Annotated in this window: 17 protein-coding genes; all 17 read left to right on the top strand. The window is 35.2% G+C overall.

Translation table 11 applies throughout. The features are described from left to right. Nucleotides 1-117: 117 nt before the first annotated feature. The 17 genes from ispE to Q2T46_RS07500 all read left to right on the top strand — a co-directional run bounded on the left by ispE (nucleotide 118) and on the right by Q2T46_RS07500 (nucleotide 16,954). Entirely contained in the window at nucleotides 118-984 is an 867-nt protein-coding gene (ispE, locus tag Q2T46_RS07580) for a 4-(cytidine 5'-diphospho)-2-C-methyl-D-erythritol kinase (protein ID WP_209454108.1), read from the top strand. Next, on the top strand, nucleotides 977-1,654 hold the full coding sequence (locus tag Q2T46_RS07575; RefSeq protein WP_209454107.1) for a GntR family transcriptional regulator: 678 nt from the start codon (nucleotides 977-979) through the stop codon (nucleotides 1,652-1,654). The genes ispE and Q2T46_RS07575 overlap by 8 nt, the downstream gene beginning before the upstream one ends. An 8-nt stretch (nucleotides 1,655-1,662) precedes the next feature. Next, on the top strand, nucleotides 1,663-2,385 hold the full coding sequence (locus Q2T46_RS07570; RefSeq protein WP_150201455.1) for a nucleotidyltransferase family protein: 723 nt from the start codon (nucleotides 1,663-1,665) through the stop codon (nucleotides 2,383-2,385). A gap of 73 nt (nucleotides 2,386-2,458) precedes the next feature. After that, nucleotides 2,459-2,671, top strand: coding sequence for a CLC_0170 family protein (locus Q2T46_RS07565; protein ID WP_209454106.1), 213 nt, complete (start codon nucleotides 2,459-2,461; stop codon nucleotides 2,669-2,671). Nucleotides 2,672-2,785: 114 nt separating this feature from the next. Beyond that, complete coding sequence (locus Q2T46_RS07560) at nucleotides 2,786-4,309, top strand: spore germination protein (protein ID WP_349292592.1); 1,524 nt, start codon at nucleotides 2,786-2,788, stop codon at nucleotides 4,307-4,309. Continuing rightward, a complete protein-coding gene (locus Q2T46_RS07555) occupies nucleotides 4,296-5,402 on the top strand; it encodes an endospore germination permease (RefSeq protein WP_209454104.1) in 1,107 nt (368 codons plus the stop codon). The genes Q2T46_RS07560 and Q2T46_RS07555 overlap by 14 nt, the downstream gene beginning before the upstream one ends. Beyond that, the gene (locus Q2T46_RS07550) at nucleotides 5,389-6,540 is read left to right on the top strand and encodes a Ger(x)C family spore germination protein (protein ID WP_209454103.1); all 1,152 of its coding nucleotides are present in this window, start codon (nucleotides 5,389-5,391) and stop codon (nucleotides 6,538-6,540) included. Before Q2T46_RS07555 ends, Q2T46_RS07550 begins: the two co-directional genes overlap by 14 nt. A 96-nt stretch (nucleotides 6,541-6,636) precedes the next feature. Next, entirely contained in the window at nucleotides 6,637-7,269 is a 633-nt protein-coding gene (gene spoIIR / locus Q2T46_RS07545; RefSeq protein ID WP_209454102.1) for a stage II sporulation protein R, read from the top strand. An 18-nt stretch (nucleotides 7,270-7,287) separates the two neighbouring features. Then, nucleotides 7,288-8,742, top strand: a complete 1,455-nt coding sequence (locus tag Q2T46_RS07540; RefSeq protein ID WP_303263530.1) for an aminotransferase class I/II-fold pyridoxal phosphate-dependent enzyme — start codon at nucleotides 7,288-7,290, stop codon at nucleotides 8,740-8,742. A 49-nt stretch (nucleotides 8,743-8,791) separates the two neighbouring features. Continuing rightward, nucleotides 8,792-9,508 carry a spore cortex-lytic enzyme gene (gene sleB / locus Q2T46_RS07535; protein ID WP_303263531.1) on the top strand — a complete coding sequence of 239 codons (717 nt, stop codon included), beginning with the start codon at nucleotides 8,792-8,794 and terminating at the stop codon, nucleotides 9,506-9,508. Between the two features lie 9 nt (nucleotides 9,509-9,517). After that, nucleotides 9,518-10,852, top strand: a complete 1,335-nt coding sequence (gene ypeB / locus Q2T46_RS07530; protein ID WP_303263532.1) for a germination protein YpeB — start codon at nucleotides 9,518-9,520, stop codon at nucleotides 10,850-10,852. A 104-nt stretch (nucleotides 10,853-10,956) separates the two neighbouring features. Beyond that, nucleotides 10,957-11,118, top strand: a complete 162-nt coding sequence (locus tag Q2T46_RS07525; protein WP_303265789.1) for a small, acid-soluble spore protein, alpha/beta type — start codon at nucleotides 10,957-10,959, stop codon at nucleotides 11,116-11,118. Between the two features lie 159 nt (nucleotides 11,119-11,277). After that, nucleotides 11,278-12,363: a D-alanine--D-alanine ligase family protein gene (locus Q2T46_RS07520; RefSeq protein WP_303263533.1), complete on the top strand. Its 1,086-nt coding sequence runs from the start codon at nucleotides 11,278-11,280 to the stop codon at nucleotides 12,361-12,363. Between the two features lie 13 nt (nucleotides 12,364-12,376). After that, nucleotides 12,377-12,799, top strand: coding sequence for a DUF1934 domain-containing protein (locus Q2T46_RS07515; RefSeq protein WP_303263535.1), 423 nt, complete (start codon nucleotides 12,377-12,379; stop codon nucleotides 12,797-12,799). Then, a complete protein-coding gene (gene argS / locus Q2T46_RS07510; RefSeq protein WP_303263536.1) occupies nucleotides 12,800-14,488 on the top strand; it encodes an arginine--tRNA ligase in 1,689 nt (562 codons plus the stop codon). A 42-nt stretch (nucleotides 14,489-14,530) separates the two neighbouring features. Continuing rightward, nucleotides 14,531-16,282 carry a MutS-related protein gene (locus Q2T46_RS07505; protein WP_303263537.1) on the top strand — a complete coding sequence of 584 codons (1,752 nt, stop codon included), beginning with the start codon at nucleotides 14,531-14,533 and terminating at the stop codon, nucleotides 16,280-16,282. Nucleotides 16,283-16,318: 36 nt separating this feature from the next. After that, the gene (locus Q2T46_RS07500) at nucleotides 16,319-16,954 is read left to right on the top strand and encodes an MBL fold metallo-hydrolase (RefSeq protein ID WP_303263538.1); all 636 of its coding nucleotides are present in this window, start codon (nucleotides 16,319-16,321) and stop codon (nucleotides 16,952-16,954) included. Nucleotides 16,955-17,490: the final 536 nt, after the last annotated feature.

Genomic DNA, 17,490 nt, shown 5'->3' with positions numbered 1-17,490 from the left:
TTTAATATTTATTCCAACTTTTATTTTATTTTTAAAACTAAACATATATAGAAGGATTTTCGTGTATAATGTATAATATATATTATAGTGTGAATTTTTTTTGGAAGTGAATATATTATGGACAAACTAATGGCAAAATCTTATGCTAAGATAAACTTGTCGCTTGACGTCAAAGGTAAAAGAGATGATGGATACCATATTGTAAACATGGTTTTGCAATCAATAGATTTATATGATAAATTAGAGTTTGAAATAAACGATGATATAGTTTTTGAATGCGATAATAAGTATATACCATCAGATGGAAGCAATCTTGTAGTAAAGGCGGCAAATCTATTGAAAAAAGAATTTGGTGGATATGGTGCATTGATACGGCTCAATAAAAATATACCTGTTGCTGCAGGGCTTGCAGGTGGAAGCTCTAATGCAGCAGCGACATTAGTAGCATTGAACAAGCTTTGGAATCTTAATATAGATTTGTCTATGCTGAAACAATTAGCTACGTCATTAGGAGCTGATGTTCCCTTTTGTATTGATGGTGGAACTAAGGTGGCAAGCGGCATCGGAGATGTATTATTAGACATAAAGACACCGCAGCTAAAGTTGCTTATTGTGAAACCTCCGTTGTTTGTATCAACAAAAGACGTATATACTGAATATGACAAACTTGATTTTGTAGAAAATAATTATACAATAAAGATGATCGATGCTATAAATTCAAACAGTATAGCTTGTATCTGCAGAAGTTTAGGAAATGATTTAGAGCGGGTTACTATCAAGAATTATCCAATTATCGGTGAAATCAAAAAAAAGATGATGGAAAGAGGAGCTTCAGGCACACTGATGAGTGGCAGCGGTCCGACGGTATTTGGAATCTTTGATAATTTGGATTTTTTAAATATGGCGTACAACGCATTTTTGAATGAGGGCTTCTTTGTATATATTGCTAATACTATTGATAAGGGGATTGAACTGTATGAATAATTATCTACCATTGGAAAATTATAAACCACTGAGGGATATTGTTTTTGACTATATGAAGAATGCTATTATAACAGGTGAGTTTAAACCCGGTGAAAGGCTTATGGAAGTACAGCTAGCAGAAAAGCTTGGTGTTAGCAGGACACCTGTTAGAGAAGCCATAAGAAAACTTGAACTGGATGGCCTTGTTGTAATGGTTCCGAGAAAAGGTGCCTATGTGTCGGATTTAAGCACAAAGGATCTTCTCAATGCTTTTGAGGTTAGACAGTCTTTAGAAGGACTGGCAGCATCATTAGCTGCTGAGAGGATTACAGATGATGAGCTTAATAAGCTAAAGGAAATACTTGATAAATTCTATGAAGGAATTGCGGAAAACAACACAGAGAAATTGATTAAATACGATCAAGAATTTCATGATTGCATTTTTAATGCATCAAGAAATGAAAAATTGGTGCAGATAATGAATAATCTACAGGAGCATGTTCACAGATTTAGGGTAAAATATATCAACGATTATAGGAAATCTAAAAAATTGTATCAGGAACACAAGAAAATACTTGAATCATTAGAAATGCGAAATGCTGAAAATGCTCAAAAGTGGGCGGAAAAGCACATTCAGAATTTCCAAAATGATTTGGTAAAAGATATGAAGCATTTTAGCAATGGAGAGTGAAATAGATTATGAATGCTTTAATACTTGCAGGCAGTACTGGTGATGAAAAGCTTCCTGAAAAAGCACTTATTAAAATAAAAGGTAGATACATGATATCATACGTTATTGATGCACTGAGGGGTTCAGGCAAGGTAGAAAAAATTGCAGTAATAGGCGATAAAGAAAAATTAAAATGCATAGATGGGATTGATATATTAATAGAACAAGGCAGCTCCATTATAGAAAATGTTGTTAAAGGAATTGAGCCTTTTAAAAATGACAGGCGTGTTTTGATACTGACATGTGATATTCCTATGCTGACGAAAGAGGCGGTAATTGATTTTATTGAACAATCGGAATCATATAATGCAGACTTATGCTATCCAATTGTGAAAAGAGAGGATAATGAGAGGAAGTTTCCGGATGCTAAAAGGACATACGCTAAAATAAAAGAAGGTACTTTCACAGGTGGAAATATATTTTACTTAAATCCTAAGATAATCGATGCATGTATTGAAGCAGCAAAACAGTTTATAGCGTTTAGGAAAAAACCATGGAAACTGGGTCAGCTTTTGGGATTCAAGATTTTAATCTTGTTTGCTTTTGGACGGGTTACAATAAGTCAGTTGGAAAGAAAAGTTTCGGAGCTTTTTAATATTAATGCAAAAGCTGTAATATCAAAATACCCTGAAATAGGGAACGACGTAGATAAGGATGAGGACGTGGAAATGGCGAATAAATATATAGCGTAAAAATAGGCAGAGGCCTATTTTTTTTTGCATATAATTTTTTTATTGTGAAATAATTAAAAAAGGTGATATTGAAATGGTGAATTTAGTTCATTTTATAAAACAGGTCTTTAATGGATATTTATTTGCGACGCTTTTCATCGCGGGATTTTATGAGTCGGTATTTGAGCCTAAAGACTTAAGAAAGAAAGGCCTTGAAGAGGATTCAAAGATATGCAGAAACATAGGTATAGCTTATCTTTTGGTAGATGTAATAATGTATATAATCATGAAACTATTACCGATTTGATGAAAAGAGGTGCTTTTGTTGGGACTTTTTAATAAGCTATTTAAAAATAATAAAAGCAATAAAAATGGTAACGATGAAGACAAAGATGTAGTAAGCCCGAAAGTCAAGGAGAATATTGAAGAAAACATAAAATACATAAAAGATATGTTAAAAGATTCTGATGATATAATTTACAGGGAAATCTGGGTTGGAGAAGAGTTTCAACATAAATTGGAACTTGTTTTTGTAGATGGACTCGTAGATAAAAGCATCATAAATGAACACGTAATGCATTCACTCATGCTTGATTCCAGGCAGGCAAAACCATCTATAGAGGAAATTAAAAAGAACATATATGAAGTGATAAAAAAAGCCGCCATAACTGGTGGTGATATAAAAGAGATAGATGATCTTGACAAGTGCATAACATCTATATTATCAGGTGATACAGCTCTTTTTTTAGATGGACACCCTAAAGTTGTGATTATATCCAGCAGAGGATGGCAGATGAGATCTGTAGCACCACCAGAGACAGAAATGGTAGTGAGGGGTGCAAGAGAAGGTTTTACTGAAACTTTAAGAGTTAATACAGCCCTTGTTAGAAGGTGGATAAGAGATCCTGAGCTTAAAATAAAGCAGATGCAAATAGGCAAGCGTTCAAAGACAGATGTTGCTTTATTGTACATAGATGACATTGTCAATAAAGATTTATTGTCGGAGATTAAAGAGAGACTAGAACAGATAGACATTGACGGTGTATTAGAGAGTGGTTATATTGAGCAACTTATAGAAGAAGATTGGCATTCGCCATTTCCCCAGATGTTAAATACAGAAAGGCCAGATAAAGTTGCAGCATCTGTATTAGAAGGCAGAATAGCTATACTTATAGATAATTCTCCATTTGCCCTTATCATACCGACTACTCTGGCGACGCTTTTTCAGTCGCCTGAAGATTATTTTGAAAGATGGATGATTTCATCACTTTTGAGGATACTGAGGTTTACAGCGGCTGTCATTGCTCTTGTTGGACCATCTATATACATTGCGTTTACATCATATCATCCTGGTATGATACCAACAAAATTAGCCCTTTATATAGCTTCAACAAGGCAAGGTGTTCCGTTTCCTGCCTTTATGGAAGCGTTGATAATGGAGGCAACTTTTGAACTTTTAAGAGAAGCTGGCATAAGGCTTCCTGTTCCAATAGGTCAGACGATAGGTATTGTAGGTGGTTTGATCATTGGTCAAGCTGCTGTAATGGCGGGAATCGTAAGTCCACTGATGGTTATAGTAGTTGCAGTCACGGCAGTATCATCATTCTCGATACCAAGTTACAGTGCTGCTATTGCTTTTAGGCTTTTAAGGTTTGCCTTTATGCTTTTTGCTGCCGTATTAGGACTGTACGGTATAATGCTTTGTTTAATACTAATGCTTACACACTTGGTAGTTCTAAAAAGTTTTGGTCTTCCGTATTTATCACCGTTTGTTGAAGTAAATTTAAGTGATTTAGCAGATACCTTGATCAGAGCGCCACTTATGATGTTTAAGAAAAGACCAGCAATTTTGGATACACAAGACAAGAAACGCATGAAAGATTTAAGACCTGAGGAGATCGAAAGCATGGAGATAGACCGGAGGAATGGTAATGATAAAAAATAATGACAAGATATCAGAAAATCAAACTACAATACTGCTTTTTACAACTATGCTGGGGGCAGGTATATTAAGTTTATCTGCTGATGTTGCAAAAGCGGCTGGTCCAAATGCGCTTATAGTGATACTGTTGGGAGGAATCCTAGCGTTAATATTAGCAAGATTTATTGGTTATATAGCATCTAAATTTCCAACGGAAACTTTTGTAGAGTACTCTGCAAAACTTATGACAAAGCCTGTATCTGTTATATTAAGTATCTTTCTTGTTGCATATTTTTTAATTTTTTGCAGTTTGAATCTAAGAATTTTTGCAGAGGTTACAAAATCATATCTTTTAAATAGTACGCCAGTTGAAGTGATAATGATAACAATGCTTTTCACCTCTGGTTACATCGTACGTTATGGCATAGAACCTATTGCTAGGTTATCAGAGATTCTTTTTCCTATAATGGTCATACCTATGATGATTATTTTTCTTCCAACTATTACTGATTTAGATTTAAGCAATTTTTTGCCAATTTTGAGGATTTCTTTTTTAAATTTATTGAAAGGAATATTGTCAACAACTTATAGTTTTATCGGGTTTGAAATACTATATGTTATATTTCCATATATTCAAATGGGAACTAAATTTAAAAAAAGTATAAACATTTCCTTTTTCTCTATTATATTTTTTTATATATACGTTACATTTTATACAATAGGTATATTTGGATACAAAGAGACAAGTGTGCAGCTTTGGCCTTTGCTTACAGTTATAAAATCTATAAATTTCCCAGGCTTTTTTATTGAGAATCTTGAAAGCTTGATAATGGGTATTTGGACATTTGCAGTATTTACATCAATATCAGCTTTTCATTATGCTGCCACATTGACTCTTTCTAAACTTATTAAGGCTAGGGAACATACATATTTAGTTATACCCCTTATACCTATTATCTACTTTATGGCGCTTATCCCAGACTCCATAGTTGAAGTATACAAATATGCTTCATATGCATCGATTTTAACATTGTTTTTTGTTGTTATTCTTCCGATTTTAATGTTTTTAGCTATGAAATTGAGAGATAAGGGGATGAAAAACAGTGAAAAAAATTAAGGTTTATGTGCTGCTTTTGTTGATATTATCACTTTTGACGGGGTGCTGGGATAAGGTAGAGATAGAAGATAGAGCATTTGTAATGGCGATAGGGATTGATACATCTAATCAAGCTAAGAATTACATTGTAACTTTTCAATTTCCTAATGTAAAGCAGGTAACCAGCGCTGCCGGTGGTGGAGGTGGTGGCGGTGGGCAACCTAATTTCTCCATATCAGAGGTTGGCGATACGGTTTTTTCTGCATCTCGCCATATAAGCACGAGACTTGATAAGAGGCTTTTTCTCGGACATACGAAAGCAGTTATACTTGGCAAGGATGTGGTAAGCGATAGGAATAAATTTCTTGAAGTATTAGACACTCTTGATAGAAGCTATGAATTAAGCAGGAAATTGAGGCTTTTAGTCGCAGATGGTAAGGCACAAGATATACTGCTTAAAAATTATAAATTTGATCCAGATATCGGTGTGTATATAGATGATATATTTAAGCAGTATAATAGAACGTCAATATTCCCTAATTTAGATTACAATAAGATAACTAAATCCCTTCATGACACAAATGGAAATGCTATTATTCCTGTTATTTCGTCAGGAAAAGATGAACTAAAAATTGCTGGTTCTGCCATTATAAAAAATTACAAACTGGCAGGATGGCTTTCAGATGGGGAAAACATGGGGTACATGTGGCTAATGGGGTTTGTAAAAGGTGGTGACATTACGTTTAACATGCCTACTACTGACGGAAAAGAAGTAAAAGTTCCTTTTAATATTACAAATACGGTCATGAAAAGACAGGTTATTGAACAAAATGGGAAGATAATTTACAAGATAAAGTATGATGTAGAAGGAGAAGTGACAGAATACAGCTTTCAAAAGCACGGAGAGATGTTTGAAACAAATGTATTAGGCACAATGGAGAAAAAAGCCGACAAAGTGATAGAGAAAATGATTAATGATTCATTGAAGAAATTTCAGAAAGATTTAAAAGTTGATATGATAGGTATCGGTGACTATATACAAAAGTACAAACCAGCATTGTGGAGTAAAGTAGGGCCTGAATGGGAGAAAAAATTTCCAGATGTAGTTGTAGAGCCTGTTGTATCCACCCATATAAGGAGGATTGGTTTATTTAAATAAACTTTGTATATTTTATCCTCCACCTGTCAATAATTGAGATTGAAGGCATGCCGTTTATCTGGTATGTCAAATTAAAAAAATGGGGGATATACAATAATGAAGCGATTTATAGCAATTATTTTGGCACTTTTTATAGTATTTCTTTTTGCAATTAGCAGAAACGATAATACATACGCCATGAAGGAAGACATATCAAATAAGCTTATTAGGTTTCACGTTATAGCAAATAGCGATTCAGTAGATGACCAAAATTTAAAACTTAAAGTAAGAGATGCAGTAATCAAAAGTATGAACGACAAATTCATTGGAGTGACAAACTTAAAAGAGTCAGAAGACATAATCAAGAAGAACATACCATATATACAGAAGATAGCGCAAGATACTGTTTACGCCAACGGCAAAGATTATGGTGTGAAGGTGATGTACGGGCGTTTTGATTTTCCGACAAAGTATTATGACACAATAATGCTTCCGGCAGGAAATTACAATGCACTAAGAATAGTAATAGGAAAAGGTGAAGGGAAAAACTGGTGGTGTGTGATGTTTCCGCCTTTGTGTTTTGTAGATATTACACATGGCCTTTCAAGTGATGAAACGAAGAGAGAGCTAAGTAAGTATTTGTCAGAAGACGAGCTTTCCATGATAGAGACAAATAAACCACAGGTGAAATTTAAAATTGTAGAAGTGCTTGAGAAGTATTTTGATGATATTCGTATGGCATTAAAATAATTAGGAGGAAATTTGTAAATGTCTAAATACAGTCAGAATGATGCGCCTTTATTTGAGGCGCTTAAAAAATATGTGGATGAAAATGTGTATGCTTTTCATGTGCCAGGGCACAAGCATGGGAAAGGTATTAAAGAATTTACAGAATATGTAGGAAATGCTGTAATGAGCATTGATGTTAACAGCATGGAGGATTTGGATAATCTTGCAAATCCTATTGGAGTCATAAAAGATGCTCACCAACTTGCGGCACAAGCATTTGGAGCAGATAACGCTTATTTTCTAGTGAATGGCACAACGTCAGGAATACAGGCTATGATTATGGCGGCGACTGAGCCAGGTGATAAAATAATAATGCCGAGAAATTCTCATAAATCGGCGTTTTCCGCATTAATATTAGCAGGTGTGATTCCAGTTTATCTTTATCCGGAAATAGATGAGAATTTGGATATTGCTTTAGGAATAAGCGCAGAACAAGTAAAAGAAGCGATTTTAGCAAATCCGGATTCCAAAGCTGTTCTTGTATTGAACCCAACATATTATGGCATTACTTCAGAACTAGAAGAGATAATTAAAATTGCCCACCAACATAATATGGCTGTCCTGTGTGATGAAGCCCATGGAAGCCATTTTTATTTTCATCCTGATATGCCTCCTGGTGGAATCACCCTTGGAGCTGACATCTCTGCACTGAGCATGCACAAGACAGGTGGTTCTATGACACAAAGTTCTCTTCTGCTGTCTAAAGGAAATAGAGTTGAACCATCTTCAATAAAGTCAATTTTAAATCTGATACAGTCTACATCTGCTTCATACGTTTTAATGGCATCTATTGATGTGGCAAGAAAGCAATTGGTAACACAAGGCAAAGATATGTTAAACTGCGTCATAAGCCTTTCACAATACGCAAGAGAAGAAATCAACAAGATAGGAGGCATAAAAGCTCTGACTCAAAGTGATATAAAAGGTCCATATCTTTTAGATCCCATAAAGCTTGTCATCAATGTGTCGAAGACCGGCATGACTGGATATGAAATCATGAGGGAATTAAGGCTTAAATATCACATTCAGTTAGAAATGGCAGACCTAAGCAACATAATGGCGATAATAAGCCTTGGAGATGATATAAATATGGTTGAACATCTGATACGTAGCTTGAAAGAACTTGTCAGGATAAAAAACCATGATGAAATAACGACAGGAAACCTCATAAGACCTGAAGTGATTGTTGCTCCAAGGGATGCGTATTATGGTAAAAATAGATCTGTTTTATTAGATGATGCAGAAGGCGAGATATGTGCAGAGATGATTATGGTATATCCACCAGGGATACCAATGATATGTCCTGGCGAGAGGATTACGAAAGACATCATTGATAGAGTCAAATTATTAAAAGAACAGCATTGTCAACTTCAGGGTACGGAAGATCCAAACATAGATTACATAAAAGTTTTGGGACACGTGTATAAAGTTTGATTCTCTACAAAAAATATCTACAAATACTAAATTGTAGAGGAGGCAAAAGATGAAAAATTATTCCATATCCAGGATAAAGGTGATACTGCTGATACTAATACTGTTTACTACTTTTTGCGTTGAGTTAAGTACGTTAAACATGTCTATCAAAACAATGTCAAATTTATATTGGGGTAATTCTGGATCTGATGTGTCAAGGGTTCAGTCAAGGCTTAAAGATTGGGGATATTATGATGGACCTGTAGATGGTTTTTTTGGCGTCAGAACATGGCTGGCTGTAAGGAAATTTCAGGCTAATAATGGGCTCAATGTGACTGGAATTGTTGACGATCAAACGAAGGTAGCTTTGGGATTTAATATTAGCAAATACACTTCGATATCAAGTACATACACTCCGACAACATCTACGACTACAAATGACGATGTATATCTTTTGGCAATGCTTATAAATGGAGAAGCGAGAGGTGAGCCATTTGTTGGGAAAGTAGCTGTAGGGGCAGTTGTTATGAACAGGGTAAGATCTCCCATATTCCCGCACACAATAGCGGGTGTGATTTTTCAACCTGGTGCGTTTTCTGCGGTTGATGATGGACAAATGTGGCTTCCTCCATCTCAGGACAGCATCAGAGCCGCTCAAGATGCAATTGCAGGATGGGATCCTTCAGGTGGAGCACTTTACTACTACAATGCATCAAAAGTTCAGAATTACTGGATATTTAATAGGCCGGTCATAACACAGATTGGCAGTCATATATTTGCAAGGTAGGTGATGAAAATGAAAAGGATATCGACAGTTGTGATGCTTCTTTTGCTTTTGGTTGTAGGAGCATGGGGATATAACCAGTACATGCAGAAAGTAACATATCATAGGTATTTGCAGGCTCAATATGATAGGTCATTTTATCAGCTTGTAAACAGCATAGAAAATATTGAAACATCAACAGGGAAGTTGATGGTATCATCGCAGGAAAATACGATAATTCCGATTTTAAGCGATGTATGGAGGCAGGCTTTTGAGGCACAAGAAAACTTAAACCAGCTTCCAATAGGACAGCCAGAATTGGACAATACATCGAAGTTTTTATCCCAAATAGGAGACTATTCTTACAGCCTTTCAAAGAATGTGGCTGACGGAGGGAAATTGTCTGATAAAGATTTAAAGACAATGTCAGAACTGCACAACTATGCAGTATACCTTGGCAAAAGCTTGCAGGACTTAAGAAGTAAAATACAAGGTGGGTATGATTTAGACAACTTAAATAAAAAAGGAACTCAAAAGATGAGCCAGATAGACAACAAAATATTAAATGTAAATATGAATACTGTAAATCAGCAAATGTCTAACTATCCAACTCTCATATACGATGGTCCTTTCTCTGAAAGCCAGGCAAAACTGACGCCAAAAGGACTGACAGGCAGCAATGTGTCATACAACAACGCTGTGTCAATAGCCAAAAGGTTTTTAGGAAGACCTGTATCATCTGCAGTTAAATACAGTCCTAACAATGGAAAGATAGATGCTTATGGAGTAGAATTAAGGCCGACTCAAAACGCTCCTTCGATTTACGTTAATGTAAGTAAGAAGGGTGGTCATGTAATTTGGTTTATGGATCAAAGGGCGGTTACTAAAGTAAACATATCGGAAACACAGGCTTTAAATTATGCAACTAAGTTCTTATCAGCCCATGGCTTTAGCAATATGGAAAACACTTACTCCATAAAAGCCAACGGAACTGTTCAATTTAATTTTACTCCTGTACAGAATAACGTAAGAATCTATCCTGACATTGTCAAAGTAAAAGTAGCTTTAGATAATGGAGACATAGTAGGTTTTGATGCGACATCATACTATATGTCGCATGTAAACAGGAGAATAGGAAAACCAAAACTTACTGAAGTTGAAGCACAAAGAAAAGTCAGCAAAAATTTAAAAGTTGATAGCAGCAGATTGTGCATAATGCCGCTTGATGGTGGAAAAGAAGTTTTAGCTTATGAGTTTAAAGGGACGTACAGCGGCGACACATTTTACGTATACATAAATGCTGAAAATGGTATAGAAGAAAAAATCTTAAAAGTCATAAAGACTAGCCAAGGCAATTTGACAATGTAAAATGTATGTATTTACGACTGTTAGAATAAAAAAGTGTTTAATAGGGAAAATATAAATGGGCCCAAAAGGAGGAATTGAAATTGAGTAGACGTCGTAATAGCCTCATGTCTGATAACCTGAAAGAGGAATTGGCAAAAGAGCTAGGCGTTTACGATATAGTAAAGACTGAAGGTTGGGGAAGTGTATCATCTCGTGATTGCGGCAATCTTGTAAAACTTGCTATCAAGAAAGCCGAGGAGAGCATGGTACAGAACAATAACTTCTAAGTCTCCTCATTTAAAGCCCAGAAAGGCCGGGGAAGATAACTATCTTCTCTGGCCTTTTAATTTAAAATAAGCTTGAATACGACCTTTTAAAAGGTTAGAATATAATTAATGCATATTACATAATTATATGTATACCATTTGAAAGGAATGAATTCTTTTATGGAGAAGCTAAAAGTAGCTGTTTTATTTGGGGGCCAATCAGGAGAGCATGAAGTGTCAAGGGTTTCAGCCACTTCTATAATAAATAACATTGATAGAGATAAATACGATGTATATATGGTAGGCATAACTAAAAAAGGTGAATGGTATTTGTACAACGGAGATATTGAGAAAATAGCCACAGGCGAGTGGGAAAAAGATACTGTACCTGCTTTGATAGGACCTTCTACTAAATACAAAGGCATAGTTGTATTTAAAGAAAATGGATACGAATTTTACCCAATTGATGTTGTTTTTCCTGTACTTCACGGTCCTAATGGAGAAGATGGAACAGTTCAGGGTCTTTTAGAGCTTTTAGAGATGCCGTACGTGGGTCCAAATGTACTGTCATCATCCTTATGCATGGACAAAGTTTTTTCAAAGAGGATTTTTTTAGAGGCCGGAATACCTACGCCAAAATTTACAGTTGTGTATAGAAAAGAGATAAATAATGTAGATAATTACGAAGAAATACGAAGAAGAGTATCAGAGATTGGATATCCGTGCTTTGTAAAACCTGCTAATATGGGTTCAAGTGTAGGTATAACAAAGGTTCACAATGAAGGCGAGTTATTTGATGCCTTGAAATTTGCTGCAAAGTATGATAGAAAGATTATTGTAGAAGAAGGTATTGATGCAAGAGAAATTGAGTGTTCAGTTTTAGGTAATGACAATCCTGAGGCATCTGTTGCTGGTGAGATTGTTCCTGCTCATGAATTTTACGATTACGATGCGAAATATTTCGATGAAGCATCAAAACTTTTCATTCCAGCACCTATACCGGATGTTAAGATGGAAGAGATAAGGGAATTAGCCATAAAAGCATATATTGCGTTGGACGCAAGAGGTATGGCTAGAGTTGACTTTTTGATGGACAAAAATACAGGCAAAGTTTACTTGAATGAGTTAAATACGATTCCAGGATTCACGCAAATAAGCATGTATCCTAAGCTTTGGGAGGCATCGGGGAAACCATATAGCAAATTGATTGATGAACTGATACAATTGGCTTTATCTGCGCATAAAGAGAAATGTACAAACTGGTAAAGGGGAGTTTAGCTTGAAAAAAGCTTTAATTACAGTCAAAGGAACTCAAAGGAATGTACAAAATGAGACTGATACGATAGAGCTTATAACAGAAGGAGAATTTTTAAAAAAAGGAGAATACTACTATATAAAGTATGAGGAGTCTGAGCTTTCTGGCTTAGACAGAACGACGACTACATTGAAAGTAGGGGAAGATTCAGTTGTCTTGATGAGGTTTGGAGAGAACCAATCAAAGATGATATTTGAGAAGGATATAAGGCATGAGTCCAGCTACATGACTCCATATGGAAATATAATGCTGGGAGTTAAGTCTGACGAAATAGATGTATGCTTTACAGAAAATGGTGGAGAACTAAAGCTTAAATATGCAGTTGATTTAGATGAAAAGGTAGTAAGCGATAATGAATTACATTTAACAGTGCGGGAGGTTAATTAATTGGATAATATTGTACAAAAGGTAAAAACTGAAATAACTAAAATGGTAATAAACTCTATAGAGGAAGCAAAAAAAAACGGTCTTTTAAATATAGAAGATATACCTTCTATAGAGATAGAAGAACCTAAAGAAAAACAATTCGGTGATTTGTCTATAAATACAGCTATGGTAATGGCGAAATCGGCAAAGATGCCACCTAGAAAGATTGCTGAAATAATAAAAGATGGGCTTAAGCTTGAAGGGACTATGATTGAAAAAGTAGAAATAGCTGGTCCTGGATTTATGAACTTCTACCTAAATGATGACTATAATGTTGAAGCATTGATGCTTATAAAGCAAAAATGTAGCGATTATGGCAGAGTTAACATAGGAAACGGTAAAAAAGTACAAGTGGAATTTGTCTCTGCAAATCCGACAGGACCTATGCATATGGGAAATGCAAGAGGCGGTGCATTAGGGGATGCACTATCATCAATACTTGACTATGCAGGATACGATGTGACGAGAGAGTTTTATATAAATGATGCAGGGAATCAGATAGAGAAATTTGGATTGTCATTAGAAGCTAGGTATTTACAATTGTTAGGTCAAGATGTAGAAGTGCCTGAAGGAGGTTACCACGGAGACGACATAATTGAAAGAGCCAAAGAGTTTTTGGAATTATATGGCGATAAGTACAAAGATGCAGACCCAGAAGATAGGAGAAAAGCACTGGTTCAATATGGCCTTAAAAAGAACATAGAAAAGTTAAAAGATGACTTAGAGGCTTATGGTATAGAATATGACGTGTGGTTCTCTGAGAATACACTTCATGAAAGCGGCGAAGTGGAATCAGTAATAAATGAACTAAAAGAAAAAGGCTATACGTATGAAAAGGACGGAGCCCTTTGGTTTAAAGAGACGCTTTTTGGAGCTGAAAAAGACGATGTGCTAGTAAGGGCTAATGGTTTTCCCACATATTTGGCATCAGATATAGCGTACCACAAGAATAAATTTGTAAAGCGGGGCTTTGATTGGGTCATAGATATATGGGGTGCTGACCATCATGGACATGTAGCGCCGATGAAAGGTGCAATGAAGGCTTTAGGCATAGATCCGGACAAGCTTGATGTACTTTTGATGCAGCTTGTAAGACTTATGAAAGGTAAAGAAGTAGTAAAGATGTCCAAAAGGACAGGGAAAATGGTGACACTGAGAGATTTGATAGATGAGGTTGGCAAAGATGCCGCAAGATTTTTCTTTAATATGCGTTCAGCCGATAGTGCTGTGGACTTTGACATGGACTTGGCAGTAGAGCAATCAAATGAAAATCCAGTTTTTTACGTTCAATATGCTCATGCTAGAATATGTTCCATATTAAGGCAGTTAAAAGATGATGGAATAAACACAGAAGATTTAAAAGATGTTGACTTAAGATTGCTAAATGAAGAAGCAGAGATTGATTTAATTAAAAAGTTGGCATACTTGCCTGAGGAAGTTACTATAGCAGCAAAGACAATGGCGCCACACAGAATTACTAGGTATATATTAGACGTTGCATCTTTATTCCACACATTTTACAATAGCTGTAGAGTAAGAGGCGTTGATGAAGAATTGATGAAAGCTAGAATCGTCTTAATAGATGCAACAAGAATTGTAATAAAGAATGTACTGGATATGTTAAAAATAACAGCACCAGAGAAAATGTAGAGGCGGAGTGTCCGCCTAAAATTTTTATGGAGGTTATTTTATATGAGAAGTGTAGAATTTATTTTAGAGCTTTTGTACGTTGTCCTTATTGGCGGTGGATTATTGTTAGGTTTTCAAGTGAACCATCTGTTTTTTATAATGCCTTTTGCAGGTATTGCCCTTATGATAATTGTAAATAGGATCCAGCAAAAGAAAAGCAGAGAAGAAATAAAAAAGGAAATCGAGAGGAACTGGGGCAAAGACCGTGAAGAGAAGAGAAATTTTGAGTTTATACGAAGGCTTTACGATGAGAAAGCTAAGAAAGAGACATTTAGAATGAACATAGACGATACGACTTGGTGCGACCTTGATATGGATTTTGTCTTTGGAAAACTTGACCATACCATGTCAATTGCTGGTCAACAATGTTTATATTCGCTTTTGAGACGTCCTTTGTTTGATGAGGGAGAATTAAAAAAGCGCGATACTGTGATTGAAGGATTTTTGAAAAATAAAGATTATGCAATGTTTATACAGGGATATTTATATAAGATTGGTAAAAGATATAATGTCGATGTAGTAAGTTATTTGATGGAAGGCATAAAGATAAGGCAGAATCCAGTGATTTTATATAGTGTATATCAGGTCTTATCTATATTGATTATTTTATCTCCAATCATTATTGCCTTTACACACGCATTTGGCATACTTTTGCTTGTTGCGCTGATTTTGATCAACGGGACGATTTATACAAATACCAAAAATAAGATATTAGAAGATATAATGGTTTTTGAAGATATGTCAAAAATATTAAGATGCGCAAATGAAATTATAAAGGTGGGAGATAAAGAACAGATTTATGACTTATCAATATTAAAATCTGCTTTTATTAAGGTAAAGAAGATCTATAATAATATAAGGTGGATAGAAAATTTTGAAAGAGCTTCAGCAGGTGGAGATCCAACGGGGATTTTAACTTTTATTAACATGCTATTTCTAGCTGAAGTAAAAAGTTTTTATAAGTCAATTAATTTGATCAACAAGTGTAGAGTAGAATTGCTTACTGTATATATTGAACTTGGAAACTTGGATTCATATATTGCGTTAGCATCGTATAAAAGCAGTTTAAAGTATTATACAAAACCTTTATTAGACAAAGATATGCCATACCATTTTGAAGCTATTGAGATATACCATCCATTATTAAAAGATCCCGTATCAAATTCGTTGGATGTATCGGGTAGAGGCGTATTGCTGACAGGGTCAAATGCATCAGGTAAATCGACATTCTTAAAGACGATAGGTATCAATGCCATATTTGCTCAGACTTTTTATACTGTCCTTTCAAAAGAATACTCATCAAGCTTTTTTAATGTGATGACATCTATCGGCACTTTGGACAATATAATAGGCGGTGATAGCTATTTTATGGTAGAAGCAAAATCTTTGAAAAGAATTATAGATGAGACGGGCAGTGATGTAACTGTATTGTGTATTCTGGATGAAATTTTCAGGGGTACAAATACTGTGGAGAGAATAAGTGCAGCCTGTGAAGTTCTCAGCTATTTGGCAAAGAAGAATTGCTTTGTGGTTGCTGCAACACACGATATGGAGCTTACGAATCTGGTAAAAGATTTGTACGACAATTACCATTTTGAAGAAGAAGTTGATGACAATGATGTGAGATTTAATTATCTTTTGCTGAAAGGGCCTTCAAGAAGCAGAAATGCAATAAAGATTTTAAAACTGTTAGGCTATCCTGAGGAAATTTATGCGAATGCTATGGAAAGAGCCAATGATTTTAATACAAAATAGATTAATGTGTTATAATATGGAATAGGAGGTGTTAATATGAAAATAAGATATTTTGGACATTCGTGTTTTAAAATAACGTTAGATAGCGGTATAAGGATAGTCACAGATCCATTTGACCAAACTGTAGGATATCCGCTGCCTGAAACAGATGCAGACATTGTCACATCATCGCATTCGCACTTTGACCACAATTATTTTAAGGCTATAAAGGGAAATTTTAAAATTGTAAATACACCAGGGGAACATGACGTAAATGGTGTCCACATAAAAGGTATTAGTACATTTCATGATGATGAGCATGGCGCTAAAAGAGGCAAGAACATCGTATTCGTGATAAATGCTGATAACATCAGAGTATGCCATGCAGGCGATCTTGGACATATACTGACGGATGATATGCTAAAAGAGATAGGTGATATTGATGTATTGATGATACCGGTTGGCGGGTACTACACAATTGATGATAGACAGGCGGTTAAAGTAATAGAACAGCTTAAGCCAAAATTGACTATTGCAATGCACTATAGGACCAGCAATGTTAATTTACCTATTGAAACTGTTGATAACTTTTTAAAGATGACAGGTGGACAAAAGATTCAATTAAATGAGATTGAAATCAAAAAAGACGAGTTGGAAGTCAAATCAGAGGTTATTACATTAAATTATAAATAAAATCAAATTCAAGGTTTCCTGAAATTTCCTAATATTTTAAAAGTATAATAAAGCAAAATCGGGATAACATAATAACGTAAGGTTCGTAATGGTTGAGCCAAGATCATTTAAGGACGAAAGTTCTTAAATGGTCGGCCAAAGACTGATATTGGATCTAGTGGTCCAATATCAGTCGGCGGGCAGATTATAATATGTCTTGTAAGGCTTTATATTAGTCGCATGGATTAATATAAGGTTAAAAGAGATGTATTATAGTCGAGCTAAGACTATTATAAATTCCGCAGGTCAAATGTATAGCTTAATGTTGTACTTAGACTGGAGGTCTAATATAGTCGAGAGATTATATTAGGTTTCTAAGGTATTTATAATAGTCGAGCACAGGTCTATATAGGTTTTGAGATGCTTGTATTAAGTCATAAGTATTGATTTAATACAGGTGTGCAAAGATTTATATAGGCTAAAGCGAAGATCATTACGGGCCTTTTGAAATATAATTATTATAGAGACGGTTCTTATTGAGCCGTCTCTTGTTTTTT

This window comes from Thermoanaerobacterium sp. CMT5567-10 (assembly GCF_030534315.2).
Classification (GTDB): domain Bacteria; phylum Bacillota; class Thermoanaerobacteria; order Thermoanaerobacterales; family Thermoanaerobacteraceae; genus Thermoanaerobacterium.
The sequence above is the reverse complement of the archived record's forward strand: the minus strand, read 5'-3'. Positions and strand labels throughout refer to the sequence as shown.